Raw genomic sequence first — 14,219 nt, forward strand, 5'->3', positions numbered from 1 at the left:
CCGGTTGTTCAAGGTCGTCCTTCTTCCGCCTGGGGGCGTTGGGATTGTCTGTTACCGAGACGTTGCTGGTCTTCGTCGGCATCCCGTTGGCCGCGGTGCTGGTCATCGCCGGCCTGTCGTACGCCGGTAGCCGTGGGGGTGCCACCGGCGGTGGCGGTGGCGCCAAGCGCTACCGCCCGGGCCGGCCCTTCGACTTCACTCCGGTCTGGTTCTTGGGCCGCCCGGAGCAGCTGGCCGACTCGGCCGGCACCGCGCTGACGGCGGGGGCGCAGGCGCCCGCGCTGACCAGCCACAAGCTTGAGCAGGCCAGCGTCGAGGCGCCGGCCGGTGGAACCGGAGGCGCAAGTGACCGTTGGTGAGAAGCAGGCCGGGTCGGAAAATCCGCCAGAGGTGCTCGACGGGCCGTTCTCGACCCGCCAGCTGCTGCGCATCGACGAGGCCCTGCGCCTGGCCGACAAGGGCACGGGTCTGGTCTTCTCGGTCTTCGTCGGTGGTCTCGACGAGCCGATCCGTGAGCACGCCCAGCGGCTGCACCGTCAGCTCGCCGAGCCCGACAAGTCGGTGCTGATCGCCGTGTCGCCCAACCAGCGGCAGCTGGAGATCATCACCGGGCGGTACGCCCGCAAGCGCATCCCCGACACGTACGCCAAGCTGGCCGCGCTCTCGATGGTCGGCGCGTTCAGCGGCGGTGACCTGGCCGGCGGCATCATCAACGGCCTCGACCAGCTCGCCAGCCACGCCGGCAAGGGCTGAACCCCTACTCGTACGACGAAGCCCGGCCCGCTGGAGAGCGGGCCGGGCTTTCGCGTTCAGCGGGGCCAGGCGGACGGATCGAGGCGCATCGGCCACGGCTCGTCGATCTGCACAGGGTCGTCCGGGCCGACCGTGCCGAGCAGGTTGTAGTGAACGCCCTTCACCAACTCGTAGCGGTATACGACGGGGCCGAAGTCGCCGCGCTCGACCCGCCAGTAGGCGGGGATGCCGGCCTCAGCGTATAGCGACGGTTTGGTGAATCGGTCATGCCGACGGCTGCTCGGTGACTCCACCTCGACAACAAGTGCCACGTCCGCTGCTTCAACCCAGGTGCCGTCCCTCGGGGCTGTCGGCTTCAGCACCGTGACATCAGGGATGAGGTTGCCCTCGACCGCTCGGAGCCCCGCTTCCCGGATGACCCGCCACCCGGCCGGCGCCGCCGAACGAAGGGCCGCCCGTATCTCATCCGCCAGTTCCTGATGCCCATAACCCGGGGGTGGCGTCACGTGCAGGCTCCCGTCGATGATCTCGTAGCGGTTCCCGTCCTCAGGCAGGTCGTACAGGTCCTGCTCGCGCCAGCCCCGCTCCGGGGGTTGCCACTGGTAGGTCGGCTGTGCCATCACGTCCACCTCCTTCCGCAACCATAACGGCCCGGGTCGGCGTGAGCTCTCAGCCCACACCGGCCCGGGCCGTGTACTCGCTGGTCAGCTCTGCTGCGCGTCCTTCGCGCGGGCCTTCAGCGCCCGCACCACACCGTCGCGGCCCTCGGCCACCAGCCGACGCAGCGGGGCGGGGTGCCCGTCCCCGGCCAGCCACGCGTCGGTGGCCGCGACCGTGTCGTCCTCCACCAGGTAGGTCGGGTACGCCAGCTGGGCGAACTCCTGCGCCGGCTCGCTGTCCCGGGTGGCCCACACCTGCCCGACCGCCGCGAAGTACCGCTCCCGGTACGGGGCGATCAGCTCCACCTGAGCCGGGTGGGCGAAGCCCTGCAACAGCGCCCGGTGCCGCCAGTTGGGCAGCGCGTCCGGGCCGGTGAGCAGGGCCCACACGGCGGCCTTGTTCTCGGCCGTCGGCGTCAACGCGTGCGCGTACGCCGCTTCCCGCTCACCGCTGGCCGTGCGGTCGCTGCTCAGCTCGGCCTCGATCTCGGCGGTCCCGGCGGCACCGTTGGCCACCAGCGCGGCGAGGACCGACCAGCGCAGCTCGGTGTCGACGGTCAGCCCGGCCGGCATGCCGGTGCCGTCCAGCCAACCGCGCAGCGTGGCCAGGTCTTCGTCGGAGCGGACCGCCGAGGTGAACGCGCGGGCCCAGGCCAACTGGAACCCGCTGCCGGGCTCGGCGGCGGCGAGTGCGTCGCGGGCGGTACGGGCCAGGTCGGCCCAGCCGGTCGGCGCCCAGGCCGGGTCGGCGTACAGGGTGAGCGCGGTGGTCGCCTGCCGAAGGGTGGCGGTGACCAGGTTGATGTCGGTCTCCGCGGGCAACCCGCTCAGCGTCAGCGCCACGTAGTCGCGGGCGGACAGCTCGGCGTCGCGGATCATGTCCCATGCGGCGGTCCAGCAGAGCGCGCGGGCCAGCGACGAGTCGAAGCCACCGATGTGCTGCACCACTGTCGCCATCGAGCGCTCGTCGAGGCGCAGCTTGGTGTAGCTGAGGTCGTCGTCGTTGAGCAGCAACACGTCGGCCGCCCGGACGCCACGCAGCGGGGCGAGATCCGTGTGCTCGCCGGTCACGTCCACCTCGTACCGCTCCCGACGGACCAGCCGCCCGTCGGTCAGGTCGTACAGGCCCACGCCGATGCGGTGGGTCCGCAGCGTCGGGTACGCCGCCGGGGCCTCCTGCCGCACCAGCACCTGCTCGTACGTGCCGTCGGCCCCGATGGTCACCTCCGGCCGCAACGTGTTGACCTGCGCGGTCTCCAACCACTGCGCGGCGAACTTGCGCAGCTCCCGCCCGGAAGCGGCCTCCAGCTCGGTGAGCAGGTCGTCGAAGGTGGCGTTGCCCCAGGCGTGCTTGCCGAAGTAGGCACGCAGCCCGGCCAGGAACGGCTCCTCACCCACGTAGGCGACGAGCTGCTTGAGCACGCTCGCGCCCTTGGCGTAGGTGATGCCGTCGAAGTTGACCTCCACGGCCTCCATGTCCGGCATCTCGGTGTAGACCGGGTGGGTGGAGGAGAGCTGGTCCTGCCGGTAGCCCCAGTTCTTCCGGATGGACAGGAAGGTCGTCCACGCCTCGGTGAACCGGGTCGCGTTGGTGTTGCACCAGTGGCTGGCCCACTCGGCGAACGACTCGTTCAGCCACAGGTCGTTCCACCAGCGCATGGTGACCAGGTCACCGAACCACATGTGAGCCAGTTCGTGCAGGATCGTGTTGGCCCGCTGCTCGTACTCGAAGTCGGTGACCTGCGAGCGGAACAGGTAGTGCGACTCGGCGTGCGTCACGCAGCCGAAGTTCTCCATCGCACCGGCGTTGAAGTCGGGTACCCACAGCTGGTCGTACTTCGGCAGCGGGTAGCGCACGCCGAACTTCTCGTGGAAGAAGTCGAAGCCCTGCTTGGTGATCAGGAACAGGTCGTCGGAGTCCAAATACTGTGCCATCGACGCCCGGCAGAACACCCCCAGGTCGATGCCGTCGTGCGCGTCGCGCACCTCGTGGTACGGCCCGGCGCACATCGCGGTGATGTAGGTGCTCATTCGGGGCGACTCGGTGAAGTGCAGCGTCTTGAGCGCCTCACCCGCCGACTCCTCCCGCTGCACCGGCATGTTGGAGACCGCCCGCCAGTGCGCCGGCACTGTGACGTGCCAGGTGTAGACGCTCTTCAGGTCGGGCTGGTCGAAGCAGGCGAACACCCGCTGCGCGTCGGCCGTCTCGAACTGGCTGTAGAGGTACGTCTCGCCGTCCACCGGGTCGACCGTCCGGTGCAGACCCTGACCGCTGTTGGAGTAACCGAAGTCGGCGTCGACCACCAGGACGTTGTCGCTGTCCAACCCGGACAGGGTCAGGCCCTTCTCGGCGGACCAGTCGGAGAGGTCGACGGGCGTGCCGTTCAGCGTCGCGGACCGCACCGACTCGGCGGCCAGCTCGATGAAGGTGCTCGCACCCGGTTCGGAGCAGCGGAACCGGACCTCGGTCGTCGACCTGAACGTGCGGCCGTCGGCCGCCAGCACGGCGCTGGACAGGTCCAGACTGATGTCATACCCCGTCACGTTGAGCAGGCGTGCCCGCTCGGTCGCCTCGACCTGCGTCAGGTTGCGCACTCCCGGCACTGTTCGTCTCCATCCCACATGTCGCCGTACGCCCGGCGGCGCCCGTTCGCCTACCGCTCGTGACGGCTGGCCCGATTCGAGTCTTCCATGTACGGGCAGCCCGCGGTGGCCGAGGTCACGCTCTCATTCGGGTGCCGGTCGCCGCGCTGCGGGGTGAAGATTCTCTGAGACGCCGACCTGTCGGCGCCACCCGTCGCGAAGGGATCTCACCGTGACCGAACGTGTCACCGCCGACATGTGGTTCGACCCGGCCTGCCCGTGGGCGTGGATCACCTCCCGCTGGTTGCTTGAGGTCGAGCAGATCCGGGATGTGGACATCCGCTTCCACGTGATGAGCCTGGCCGTGCTCAACGACGGCCGGGACGAGCTGCCCGAGGAATACAAGGAGTTCCTGAAGACGGCGTGGGGCCCGGTGCGGGTCTGCATCGCCGCCGAGCAGCTGCACGGCAATGACGTGCTGCGCCCGCTCTACACCGCGCTCGGCACCCGGATCCATCTGCAGAAGCAGGAGCGGGGTCCGGAGCTGTACGTGGCCGCGCTCACCGAGGCCGGCCTCGACCCGGCACTGGCCGCGGCCGCCGACAGCACCGACTACGACGAGGCACTGCGGGCCAGTCACGAGGCGGGCATGCGCCCGGTCGGGCAGGACGTGGGCACTCCGGTCGTGCACGCGCCCGGCCCGGACGGCACCCCGGTCGCGTTCTTCGGTCCGGTGATCACTCCGGCTCCGAAGGGGGAGGCCGCCGGCCGGCTCTGGGACGGCGTGCTGCTGGTCGCCGGCACCCCTGGCTTCTACGAGCTCAAGCGCACCCGCGAGCAGAGCCCGATCTTCGACTGAGCGGCGACCACCGCGCTCCCGTCCGTGCATCGTCAGTCGCGCGGACGGGGGCGTTTCTCGTCGGGCGTCGAGGTCGGCGGAGTCGTGGCGTCACCGGGAGGCGGGCGGCGTCGTTTCCCTCGGTGTCCGCCGCAGCGACCCGCAGGGCCGCGCGCCGCAGTTCGTGGAGGCAAATCCCGATGGCCAAGCACCGTGCGTCCGGTGACGATCAGTTGACCCGGCAGGGGGTGATCGAGACTCCCGGCACGGACTACTGGTCCGTTGACGACTCCCGCTGGCCGACGGTCCGCCCGGACCTGCCCGCCCATCTGGTGGATCTACTCGCGCCGCCCATCGTGGTGGGCGTGGCCCGGGTCCCGGTGACCTCCCGGATCACCCCGCCCAGGGCGGTCGACCCACTGCCGTCGTCCGTCGACGCGGTGCCGGCCGACGCGCCGGCGCTGGTGCCGTCGGGGGCGGCACCGGCCGAACCGGCGCCCCCGCCGCCGGCGCCAGCTCCTCCGCGCCCGGTGCCGACGCCGCCGTTGAGCCCGCGGCCCGTTCCCACGCCTCCTCCCGACCGTCCCGTGCCGGGACCGCCCGCGTCGCCCCGCCGCGCCCTGAACACCGGGCCGATCGGGACCGGCCGGCGTGGCAACGGTGGGCCGGTGAGCGCGGGTAAGCACCGCCGGGGCACCTCCGACCGGGCCGGCTGACCACCCCGGGCCCCACCGGGCGCTTTCATCTGGTGGACGCCCCGCGGGTCCCCGTCGGCGGCTACACCGTCGCCGGTAGCGTCAGTGGGTATGACGGTCGTGCATCCGATCACCCGGGCCTGGGTCACCACTGGCGGCACCGGCGCGCAAAACTACGACGAGTTCGCCGACGACGCGGAGATCACCGCGATCATCGAGTCGAACCCGCACAGCGCTCTCGGCATCGAGATGCCGCACCGCGCCCCGCAGAGCCTGGGCAAGTCGTTCCTCGACGCGCTGCCGGACGCGGTGGCCCGCCTCGCCGAGGCCAAGGCCGACGGCAGTTACACCCCCGCCGAGCAGGTGGTGGTGCTCTACCGGATCAGCGCGCCCGCTGAGGAGCCGGCGTACGGGCTGTTCGCGATGGTGGACACCGACCAGATCTCCACCCGGGCAGACGAGCCGGGCCTGGTCATCCGCAACGAGGACGTCTTCATCGCCAAGGTGCGCGAGCGGGTGGCGCTGGCCGACGCGCTGGGTCACCTGCTCTCACCCGTACTCCTGCTTCAGACCGGGCGTGGCGACGAGCTGCACGCCGCGCTCGCGGCGGCGACCGACACGGCCGGCGCGCCCGCCGCGACGGACACCGACCAGGCGGGGCGCACGCATGCCATCTGGCTGCTCGGCCCCGGCCCGGAGCAGGCAACGCTGACCGCTCTCGCCGGTGGCGGGGACCTGGTCGTCGCGGACGGCAACCACCGCAGCCTGGCCGCCCAGACCGGAGGGCTGCCGCGCTTCCTCGCCGTGGTCACCACCCCCGCGTCGGTGGCCATCCAGCCGTACAACCGGCTGGTCAGCGAGCTGACCACCACTCCGGCCGAGCTGCTCGACCGGCTGCGGGCCGCGGGCGCCGAGGTCGAGCCGATCGACGGCCCGGTCGAGGTCCCGGCTGCCGGCGGCACCGTGCACCTCCGCCTCGACGGCCAGGGGTACGCGGTGCGCCTGCCCGCCACCGCCTCCGCCCGCCTGGAAAACCTGGACCACGCCCTGGTCGAGCGGCTGGTGCTGCGCGACGCGCTCGGTCTGGACCCGGGTGACAAGCGGATCACCTACGTCGGCGGTGACTACCCGGCGAGCTGGCTCACCGGTGAGGTCGACGCCGGCCGGGCCGAGTTGGCCATCCTGATCGCGCCGGTGACCGTGGCGGATTTCGTCGCGGTCAACCTGGCCAGGGAGAAGATGCCCCGCAAGAGCACCTGGTTCACCCCGAAGGCGCGCGGCGGTCTGGTCGTCGCCGAGCTGCCGCGTTGAGTGCCATCCCCACGACCGTGTGACGAACCCGGCTCGGGGACGCCGCCCCTGTGACGTCCCCGAGCGCGGCCTGACAGACTGCCCGGTATGCGCGTCTACCTGGGATCCGATCACGCCGGTTTCGAGTTGAAGGTGCACCTCGCCAACCACCTGGCCATGCAGGGCTACGACGTGGTCGACGTCGGCCCGCACAGCTACGACCCGGACGACGACTACCCCACGTTCTGCCTGCACACAGGCGACCAGGTGGTGGCCGACGAGACGGGCCTCGGAGTGGTCATCGGTGGCTCCGGCAACGGTGAGCAGATCGCCGCGAACAAGGTCGCCGGCGTCCGTGCCGCGCTGGCCTGGAGCGTCGAGACCGCTCAGCTGGCCCGCCAGCACAACGACGCGAACGTCGTCGCCATCGGTGCCCGCCAGCACACGCTGGACGAGGCGACCGCCATCGTCGAGGCGTTCCTGAACACGCCGTTCTCCGGCAACGAGCGGCACGCTCGTCGGATCGCCCAGGTGGCCGAGTACGAGCGGACCCGGAAGCTGCCCGACCTGCCCTGACCGTGCGGCGCTCAGCGCGGCGAGCGGGGCAGCTCCTCGCGGGGCACCCAGTTTCGCCGGACGACCACCACCCGGGCTTCCGCCTCGGCCAGGTCGTCGTCGGTGGGGCGGGCCGCGTCCCGGGCCCGTAGCGCGGCGCTCAGCCCCACCTGGGACGAGCCGGAACCGACCAACCCGCGCAGCCCTCGCTCGCCGTCGCGCTCGTCGCCGCCGCCCGTGCTCCTGCGTCGCGGCGGCGGCTCGTCACCGTCGTGCACGCCCGATGTGCTGACCGTCGGGCCGTCCGCACCCGGTCTGGCCGTCTCGGTGTCGGCGTGGTGGCGCAGCCGTCGCCGTCGTCGGTCGGGGTCACCCATCAGCCGACCGTACCCTGGCCGGGTTCGATCCGGCACCGTCGCGGGGGCCGCGCGTCCCGGCCGGGGTCGGCGACCGATTTGCCGGCTGGCTACCCTCGAATCAAGGCGGTGCTGTTGCCGTCGGTCAGGGGGAGGACGAGATGGCAGACCAGACGCAGCCGTGGGCGGAGCGGACCGTGGAGGTGCCACCGCAGGCCGGCGTCGGGGTGCCGCCGCAGCGTGACGGGTTCCGCCGGGGGGTCGCTCCGGTGGGTGAGCCGCGCACCCCGCGGACGGAGCCGTTCCCGGTGGTCGAGCAGGGGCCGACCGGCACCGGCTGGCCCGGCGAACCGGTGCCCCGTCGTTCGCTGAGCTCCCGGATGGCGCAGCTGCGGCGCGGCGGTGAATGGAGCGCGGCGGCAGGCCTCTTCGCGTTCGTGTGTTGGGGGATCTGGGCGCTGTCCGGTCAGGGTGACCTGAGCGGCCCGCTGCTGGTGCTGGTGCTCAGCCTGCTGGTGGCGGTCGGCCTGTTCGCCCTGTTCCGGCTGGTCGGCCGGGTCGTGCTGGAGCGGCAGCTGGGCCGGGTCCGGCGCAGCGCCCGAGGTGCCCACCTGGCGACTGCGGTGTTCCTCGTCGGCCTCGGCGTGGCGTGGCTCCAGCAGACCGAGTGGGTCGTCTCGGCCTGGAACTGGATTTCCTCGAACTGACCGGGCGTGCACGGGCGGGCCGGTCCGAGACCGCCCACCCGTGCACCCGGTCGTCTCCCCACCAGGCAAGGTCGCTGCTTACCCGGCCGGCCGCGGTTCATCCGTGGCCGGCCGCTCCGACCGGTACCTCCTTCGTGGGCTTGCGTGTTTGCGATGGTGCGGCGGTCAGTGGGTGGTGTTCGTGTCCATGGACAGGCCGTACCCACCAGGTACCTGCTGGGTACGGGTGATATCCGGCCAGCGGCGCGGGCCCGTCCGCGTCAGTGCTCGGGCTTGTGCGCCCGGACCAGGATGCGCTGGGCGTGGGCCACGAACGGACCGTGGCGACGGATGTGGTCGTGCAGATCGGCGAGGCGGGCCCGGTAGCGGTCCACGCTGAAGTCCGGCACCGTCCAGATGACTTTGCGGAGGAAGTGCACCACCGCTGCCACGTCGTTGAAGGTGGTCGGCAGCACTTCGTGCCGCAGCTCGTCGATGACCAGGCCGGCGGCTCGCGCATCGGCGGCGGCGCGGGCCGGGCTGCGTTCGTCGCTGATCTCGCGGGGACCGGTGAGGAACTGGGCCAGCTCCCGGTTCGAGCCGGGGCCGATCTGCTGGGCGAGGTACCGCCCGCCGGGAGTGAGCACCCGTGCGATCTCGTCCCAGAGCACGACGTTGGGGTGCCGGCTCACCACCAGGTCGAACGTCTCGTCGGGGAACGGGAACGGAGTGTCCTCGGCAACGTCGACCACCCGCACGCCGCGCGGCTCGAGCGCGCGCCGGGCAAGCTGGAGGTTGGGTGGCCAGTGTTCGGTGGCCACGGTCACCGGTGGGAATGCTGGCACCTCGGAGAGCACCTCGCCGCCGCCGGTCTGGATGTCCAGTGCGGCGCGGGCCACCCTCATCTGGGCTGCCATGAGTTTCAGATATCCCCAGGACGGCCGCTGTTCTGTCGCGCGGCCGTCGAACCAGGAGAAGTCCCAACCGTCCACTGGTGCGTCGGCGCCTTCGCGGAGCAGATCCTGGAAGGTCGCCGTGTCCTGCATTGCGTCAGGCTGACAGGCCGCAGTGGTGATGGCAAGCGAATGTGGCCAGTGTCGGCGCAGGGTGCATGCAATGACTCCTGTCAGTGATCTGACACCTATTCCGAACGATCTTTCGGCGAGAATTTGTCACGTGGCGGATCTCCTTCGTTTCGAGACTGATCAGGGCGTCCTCCTCGTCGAGGAACACGCTGGCACCGATCTGGAACGGGTCGGTCTGCTCGACCGGATCCGCCCCGCCCGGCAGACGCTGGAAATGGCACTGGCCCACATCAAGCCCGCGCTCGACGCGGCGCTGGGCGTGGTCCGGGGTGTGGCGGTGCGCCCCGATCAGGTGGAGGTCGAGATCGGCGTCACCCTCACCGCGGAGGCTGGCGCCGTCGTCGCCCGTACCAGCGCGCAGGGCCACCTCAAGGTCAAGTTGATCTGGACCTCGCCCGTCCCCGCACTGCCGTCGCCGGCTGAGGACGTGGCCGGCGCCGGCGCGCAGGAGAACGCCGCGCATGACTGACCGCAGCGCCGGCCGTCGGCCGCCGGCCGTCCTGGTCGAGTGGTCGGCGGAGCACCGATGACCGGCACCCGGTCGCTCGCCGGCCGGGTGCGGATACTCGGTGGGCCCTCCTCGTCGGTCGTGGGCGCGGGCATCCAGTTGACCGGTGACCTGGTGCTGACGTGCTGGCATGTCGTCGATGACGGCACCGGGGCGGACCAGCCCCGGATGCTCGTCGACACACCGAGCCACCCCGGCACCCGGGTCGCCGCCGAGGTGACCTGGTCCCGGGGTGTCGGCCCGGCGGGCGACGGCGACCTGGCGGTCCTGCGCTGCGCCACACCGCTGCCGTCCGCCCCCGCCACCCTGGCCGATCGTGGCGACGACGAGTTCGACGTGCGGATCGTGGGTTTTCCGGCCAACACCCCCGCGTCCGTCATGGTGCTGGCGCGGGCCGTCGGTCCGGTCGACGCGGGCACCGGATGGCGTCAACTCGACCGGATCTCCCCTGCCACGGCCGGAATCGACAGGGGGTTCAGTGGTTCCGGGGTGTACGCCCCGGACGGCGCCGTGGTGGGCATGGTGCTGGCCCGCGCGAGCGTCGGCCAGCAGTTGGTCGGCTGGATGTTGCCGGTGGGGCAGTGGCGTGCCCTGCTGCCGGCCGGCCTGTTGCCACCTGCCCTGCTGCCGTCCGGCCCGTCGGCGGCCGTCGCCCGGGCGACGCACCGGCCGGCATCCGCGCCACTCTCATTCGCGCAAAAGATGGCGCTGGCTCGACTGCTGGAGGAAATCCCGGTACTCCGGCACCCCGACAGCCGTCAATTGGTCATTCAGTCGCTGCCATCGCACATCAGTCGGATGGTGAACCCATTCGGGCCATTGGGTCTCGACATGTTCGGCCTGATTCGGACGGGCTTAGAGTACGAGGATGGGATCGCAGCTCTCTATCGCGTCCTGCTGTTGACGGAAGGGCCGGCGAGCAGGCCACTGCGGGCCTTCCGTGACCTTGCCGAGAGCCTCGGTCTGCTGACGGGTACGGAGGACAATCGGTGACGACGCCCCGGATGCCCAGCGCCAAGGTGCAAGCCATCTGCGACGCGCTGCTGTCGATGAGTTCGATCAACGACGGGAACACCCGTTCGCTCTACCTCAACGAGGTCGAGGGGGAGCTGCGCAAGCGGCTGTCGGTGCCCCGGCACTCCGAGGTCCGGTACGACGTCTACCTCATCGTGCGCGCCTGCGCGCAGGAGCCCGGCGGCCTGTCGATGCTGTTGCAGGTCATCGCCAACTTCCACCCGGGCGCCGCCGCTGTCACCTCCGCCCAGCAGATCTACCTCTCCTGGCTCCTCGCGCAGTTGCTCACGGACGTCCCGGCCGAGGTGCTGACCGGCGCCGTCGCGGCAGTCGCGGATCGCTCGTTGTCACCAGAGGACCTGCCCGGCCTGGTGGACGCCGTGGGCTGGCAGTCGGTGGGTGACTGGCGGGTCCCGGCCGCCGTGGCGCTGGCGGGCCTGGTCCTCGCCGGTCTCGAGTCGGACAGCAAGCCGTTGGAGCAGTGGTTGCGAGATGCGGCGGCGGCCCTGCTGCTCACCACCGCCGACCTCGACGATGTGCGCGTGGCTGCGAAGGCGCACTGGACGTCGCTACGATCCCCGCACCAGGCGGCGCCGGCCGAGGCCGGTGGAGAGGACCCTGAATCCGACATGCGCAGGACGATCATCATCGAGGAGACGACGCCCCAGCGATCCCGAACGCTCATCCGGGGCGGCGTCCCACCGCGCAACCTGTACTTCACCGGCCGGGAGCGGCAGCTCGTCGAGCTCGACGAGCTGCTGTCGTCACAGCACCGGGCCTCGGTGCTGCCGGAAGCGGCGCTGCGCGGTGTCGGTGGTGTCGGCAAGACCCAGCTCGCGGTCGAGTTCGCCTACCGGTACGCGGACCGTTACCAGCTGATCTGGTGGATGGCCGCCGAGGATCTCAGCGCGCTGCGTACCTCGATCGCCGCCCTCGGCGAGCGGCTCGGCCTGGCGGCGAGCGCCAGCCTGGAGCAGACGGTACGGACGGTGCTCGACTCACTGTCGACGAGTTCGCTGAGTTGGCTGCTGGTCTACGACAACGCCGACGACCCGCACGAGCTGGCTCCGCTCATGCCCTCGTCCAACCTCGTCGGCGAACGCGGCCACGTCCTCGTCACGTCGCGGAACATGGCCTGGTCGGCGAGCGCCCTGACCCTGGACGTCGACGTGTTCACCCGAGCCGAGAGCGTGGAACTGCTGCTCAAGCGGCGTCCCGCGACCAGCCCTGAGGACGCCCGCCGGCTCGCCGCGGAGCTTGGCGACCTGCCACTCGCCCTGGAACAAGCCGTCAGTTGGCTGCTCACCATGCTGTCGTCGGTCGACGAATACCTCGTCGACCTCAAGGAACACGCCCGGGAGCTGCTGGGTGAGGGGCAGCCCCGGCAGTACCGGGGCACCGTGTTGACCGTGGTGTCGATGGCCCTCGCCGCAGTACGCGAGCAGAATCCCGCCGCCGCGCAGCTGATCCAGCTACTCGCCTTCCTCAGCCCCGATCCGGTCCCGATGCGCCTGCTCTGGGAGGGGCGCCGCGCCGGGTTGGACGAACCGCTGCGCACCAGCCTTCAGGAGCGCAACGACATAGCCCGGGCCATCCGGCAACTGGCGTCGCTCGGGCTCGCGAAGGCGGACAATGCCAGCCGGCACGTACAGGTGCACCGACTGGTGCAGGCGGTCATCCGGGAAGGGCTCGCCGAGCAGGGCGACGACAGCCCGCTGACGAACGCCCGCCGGTTGCTGGCCGCCGCCAACCCGGGCTTCCCCGACGACCGGAGCACCTGGCCCCGCCATGCCGACATCGCGCCACACGTCCGCGTCGCCGGCCTGATCCACGGTGACCTCGACGCCCGCCGGACGGCGATGGACCAGCTGCGCTACATCTACAACCTGGGTGACTTCGAAGGCTGTCGGGACTTCGCGGAGGAGATCCTGGCCGCCTGGGACCAGCCCGGTCCGAACGGCGAGCGCAGTGACGATCCGCTGACCCTGCTGGCGATGCGACGGTACGCGGACGCCCTGCGGCTGCTCGCCGACCCGCGCGCGGCCGCGTTCGGCCTCGAAGCGCTGGAGCGGATGCGGACGAGCCTCGGTGAGGAACACGAGTACACCCTGGGTGCGGCGAACAGCGTCGGCGCGGACCTGCGGCGCATCGGCGACTTCGCTGCCGCCGCCGACCTGGACCGGCGCAACCTCGACGTGCACCGCCGGGTGCTCGGCGACGGGCATCCGAGCACGCTGCGGGTGATGAACTCGATGGCGATCAACCTCCGCCTGATCGGTGACTTCGAAGGGGCGTACGAACTCAACCTCGAAGGGGCGCGGCACGCCGGTGCGGCAGCGGAGGACGGCACCTATGCACTGGTGCTGGCCCAGGAGGCCCAGGCGCGCGACCTCTACCTCCTGGGCCGGTACGCCGATGCGCTGGAACTGCTGGACAGCTCCCTGCCGGTGCAGCGGTCGCTGCTGGGCGCGGAGCACCTCACCGTGCTGCGCGCCACCTGCATCCACATCGCCTGCCTGCGCAAGACGGGGCGGCTCGACGCCGCCGTGACCGAGGGCGCGGCCAACTACCGGCTGGTGACCCGCCGCTTCGGGACCGATCATGTGCTGGCCGCGGAGGCGGGCATGACCTGCGCCAACGCCATGCGCGCGGCGGGCGATGCGACCCAGGCGTACGCCCTGGCCGCCCAGGGGCACGCCACCTTCCGAGCCGTCTTCGGGGAGCGCCATCCGGTCACGCTCTGCGCTGCGGTCAATCTCGGGGTGATCCTGCGGGCTCGCAACTTCGACCGTGAGGCGCGGGAGTTGGGTGCGGCCACCCTGCAGGCGATGGGCGAGGCGTTGCCGCCCACCCATCCGTACCTGCTGAGCGCGCGCACCGCGCAGGCGATCAACCTGGTCCGGTCGCACCGGCTGGAGCAGGCGCAGGTGCTCTCCGAGGCGATCCTCGAGGACTCGCGTCGCCTGCGTGGGCCGGGGCACCCGTACACGCTCTACTGCGCGGTCAACGCGTCGGTCGATCTGATCGAGGTCGGCGAGGAGGATCGGGGCCGCGAGCTGCTCGACGAGGCTGCCGCGGCGCTGGAGGCGTTGTTCGGGCCGGATCATCCGGAGGTGGACGCCGCGCGGGGTCAGCGGCGCATCGAGTGCGACATCGAAACCGTCGGGCTGACCTGATGCGTCGCCCACCCGGCGGTG

At 71.2% G+C, this 14,219-nt stretch carries 14 protein-coding genes; 10 read left to right on the forward strand and 4 right to left on the reverse strand.

The features are described from left to right. The first annotated feature begins 44 nt into the window (after positions 1-44). Positions 45-359, forward strand: a complete 315-nt coding sequence (gene ctaJ / locus DLJ58_RS14535) for an aa3-type cytochrome oxidase subunit CtaJ (RefSeq protein WP_428842198.1) — start codon at positions 45-47, stop codon at positions 357-359. Beyond that, positions 346-753 carry a DUF5130 family protein gene (locus DLJ58_RS14540; RefSeq protein WP_124856680.1) on the forward strand — a complete coding sequence of 136 codons (408 nt, stop codon included), beginning with the start codon at positions 346-348 and terminating at the stop codon, positions 751-753. Before ctaJ ends, DLJ58_RS14540 begins: the two co-directional genes overlap by 14 nt. Before the next feature lie 56 nt (positions 754-809). Here the strand turns inward: DLJ58_RS14540 and DLJ58_RS14545 are convergent, their stop codons facing one another. Continuing rightward, positions 810-1,373 (reverse strand): Uma2 family endonuclease, encoded by a 564-nt coding sequence (locus DLJ58_RS14545; protein WP_167493704.1) that lies wholly within the window; start codon positions 1,371-1,373, stop codon positions 810-812. Positions 1,374-1,457: 84 nt separating this feature from the next. Further along, entirely contained in the window at positions 1,458-4,007 is a 2,550-nt protein-coding gene (pepN, locus tag DLJ58_RS14550) for an aminopeptidase N (RefSeq protein WP_124856684.1), read from the reverse strand. Between the two features lie 220 nt (positions 4,008-4,227). Between pepN and DLJ58_RS14555 the strand changes: the two genes are divergently transcribed. The 4 genes from DLJ58_RS14555 to DLJ58_RS14570 all read left to right on the forward strand — a co-directional run bounded on the left by DLJ58_RS14555 (position 4,228) and on the right by DLJ58_RS14570 (position 7,394). Beyond that, on the forward strand, positions 4,228-4,854 hold the full coding sequence (locus DLJ58_RS14555; protein WP_091405414.1) for a mycothiol-dependent nitroreductase Rv2466c family protein: 627 nt from the start codon (positions 4,228-4,230) through the stop codon (positions 4,852-4,854). Positions 4,855-5,033: 179 nt separating this feature from the next. Beyond that, the gene (locus tag DLJ58_RS14560; protein ID WP_124856686.1) at positions 5,034-5,549 is read left to right on the forward strand and encodes a hypothetical protein; all 516 of its coding nucleotides are present in this window, start codon (positions 5,034-5,036) and stop codon (positions 5,547-5,549) included. A gap of 90 nt (positions 5,550-5,639) precedes the next feature. Then, on the forward strand, positions 5,640-6,839 hold the full coding sequence (locus DLJ58_RS14565; protein ID WP_124856688.1) for a DUF1015 family protein: 1,200 nt from the start codon (positions 5,640-5,642) through the stop codon (positions 6,837-6,839). Between the two features lie 87 nt (positions 6,840-6,926). After that, positions 6,927-7,394 carry a ribose-5-phosphate isomerase gene (locus tag DLJ58_RS14570; RefSeq protein WP_124772574.1) on the forward strand — a complete coding sequence of 156 codons (468 nt, stop codon included), beginning with the start codon at positions 6,927-6,929 and terminating at the stop codon, positions 7,392-7,394. Positions 7,395-7,405: 11 nt separating this feature from the next. Here DLJ58_RS14570 and DLJ58_RS14575 read toward each other — a convergent pair whose 3' ends face one another. After that, a complete protein-coding gene (locus DLJ58_RS14575; RefSeq protein WP_124856690.1) occupies positions 7,406-7,750 on the reverse strand; it encodes a hypothetical protein in 345 nt (114 codons plus the stop codon). Positions 7,751-7,890: 140 nt separating this feature from the next. On the opposite strand from DLJ58_RS14575, the gene DLJ58_RS14580 reads away from it, so the two are divergent. Next, positions 7,891-8,436: a hypothetical protein gene (locus DLJ58_RS14580; RefSeq protein WP_124856692.1), complete on the forward strand. Its 546-nt coding sequence runs from the start codon at positions 7,891-7,893 to the stop codon at positions 8,434-8,436. A 260-nt stretch (positions 8,437-8,696) separates the two neighbouring features. Here the strand turns inward: DLJ58_RS14580 and DLJ58_RS14585 are convergent, their stop codons facing one another. Continuing rightward, positions 8,697-9,461 (reverse strand): class I SAM-dependent methyltransferase, encoded by a 765-nt coding sequence (locus DLJ58_RS14585; protein WP_124856694.1) that lies wholly within the window; start codon positions 9,459-9,461, stop codon positions 8,697-8,699. 70 nt (positions 9,462-9,531) lie between these two features. On the opposite strand from DLJ58_RS14585, the gene DLJ58_RS14590 reads away from it, so the two are divergent. From DLJ58_RS14590 to fxsT, 3 genes are read left to right on the forward strand one after another with little or no spacing between them, the layout of a single operon-like run. Next, on the forward strand, positions 9,532-9,969 hold the full coding sequence (locus DLJ58_RS14590) for a CU044_2847 family protein (protein ID WP_124856697.1): 438 nt from the start codon (positions 9,532-9,534) through the stop codon (positions 9,967-9,969). A 57-nt stretch (positions 9,970-10,026) separates the two neighbouring features. Further along, positions 10,027-11,001, forward strand: a complete 975-nt coding sequence (locus DLJ58_RS14595; RefSeq protein ID WP_124856699.1) for a trypsin-like peptidase domain-containing protein — start codon at positions 10,027-10,029, stop codon at positions 10,999-11,001. Further along, positions 10,998-14,198, forward strand: a complete 3,201-nt coding sequence (gene fxsT / locus DLJ58_RS14600) for an FxSxx-COOH system tetratricopeptide repeat protein (RefSeq protein WP_124856701.1) — start codon at positions 10,998-11,000, stop codon at positions 14,196-14,198. The genes DLJ58_RS14595 and fxsT overlap by 4 nt, the downstream gene beginning before the upstream one ends. Positions 14,199-14,219 lie beyond the last annotated feature (21 nt).

Source organism: Micromonospora arida (genome assembly GCF_003857035.1).
GTDB classification, from domain to species: Bacteria; Actinomycetota; Actinomycetes; order Mycobacteriales; family Micromonosporaceae; genus Micromonospora; species Micromonospora arida.

What these genes read in the sequence shown, in the direction of transcription:
- DLJ58_RS14545 (WP_167493704.1), bottom strand. Translation starts at nt 1,373, where the DNA reads ATGGCACAGCCGACCTACCAGTGGCAACCCCCGGAGCGGGGCTGGCGC.
- DLJ58_RS14560 (WP_124856686.1), top strand. Translation starts at nt 5,034, where the DNA reads ATGGCCAAGCACCGTGCGTCCGGTGACGATCAGTTGACCCGGCAGGGG.
- DLJ58_RS14565 (WP_124856688.1), top strand. Translation starts at nt 5,640, where the DNA reads ATGACGGTCGTGCATCCGATCACCCGGGCCTGGGTCACCACTGGCGGC.
- DLJ58_RS14570 (WP_124772574.1), top strand. Translation starts at nt 6,927, where the DNA reads ATGCGCGTCTACCTGGGATCCGATCACGCCGGTTTCGAGTTGAAGGTG.
- DLJ58_RS14575 (WP_124856690.1), bottom strand. Translation starts at nt 7,750, where the DNA reads ATGGGTGACCCCGACCGACGACGGCGACGGCTGCGCCACCACGCCGAC.
- DLJ58_RS14580 (WP_124856692.1), top strand. Translation starts at nt 7,891, where the DNA reads ATGGCAGACCAGACGCAGCCGTGGGCGGAGCGGACCGTGGAGGTGCCA.
- DLJ58_RS14585 (WP_124856694.1), bottom strand. Translation starts at nt 9,461, where the DNA reads ATGCAGGACACGGCGACCTTCCAGGATCTGCTCCGCGAAGGCGCCGAC.
- DLJ58_RS14590 (WP_124856697.1), top strand. Translation starts at nt 9,532, where the DNA reads ATGACTCCTGTCAGTGATCTGACACCTATTCCGAACGATCTTTCGGCG.
- DLJ58_RS14595 (WP_124856699.1), top strand. Translation starts at nt 10,027, where the DNA reads ATGACCGGCACCCGGTCGCTCGCCGGCCGGGTGCGGATACTCGGTGGG.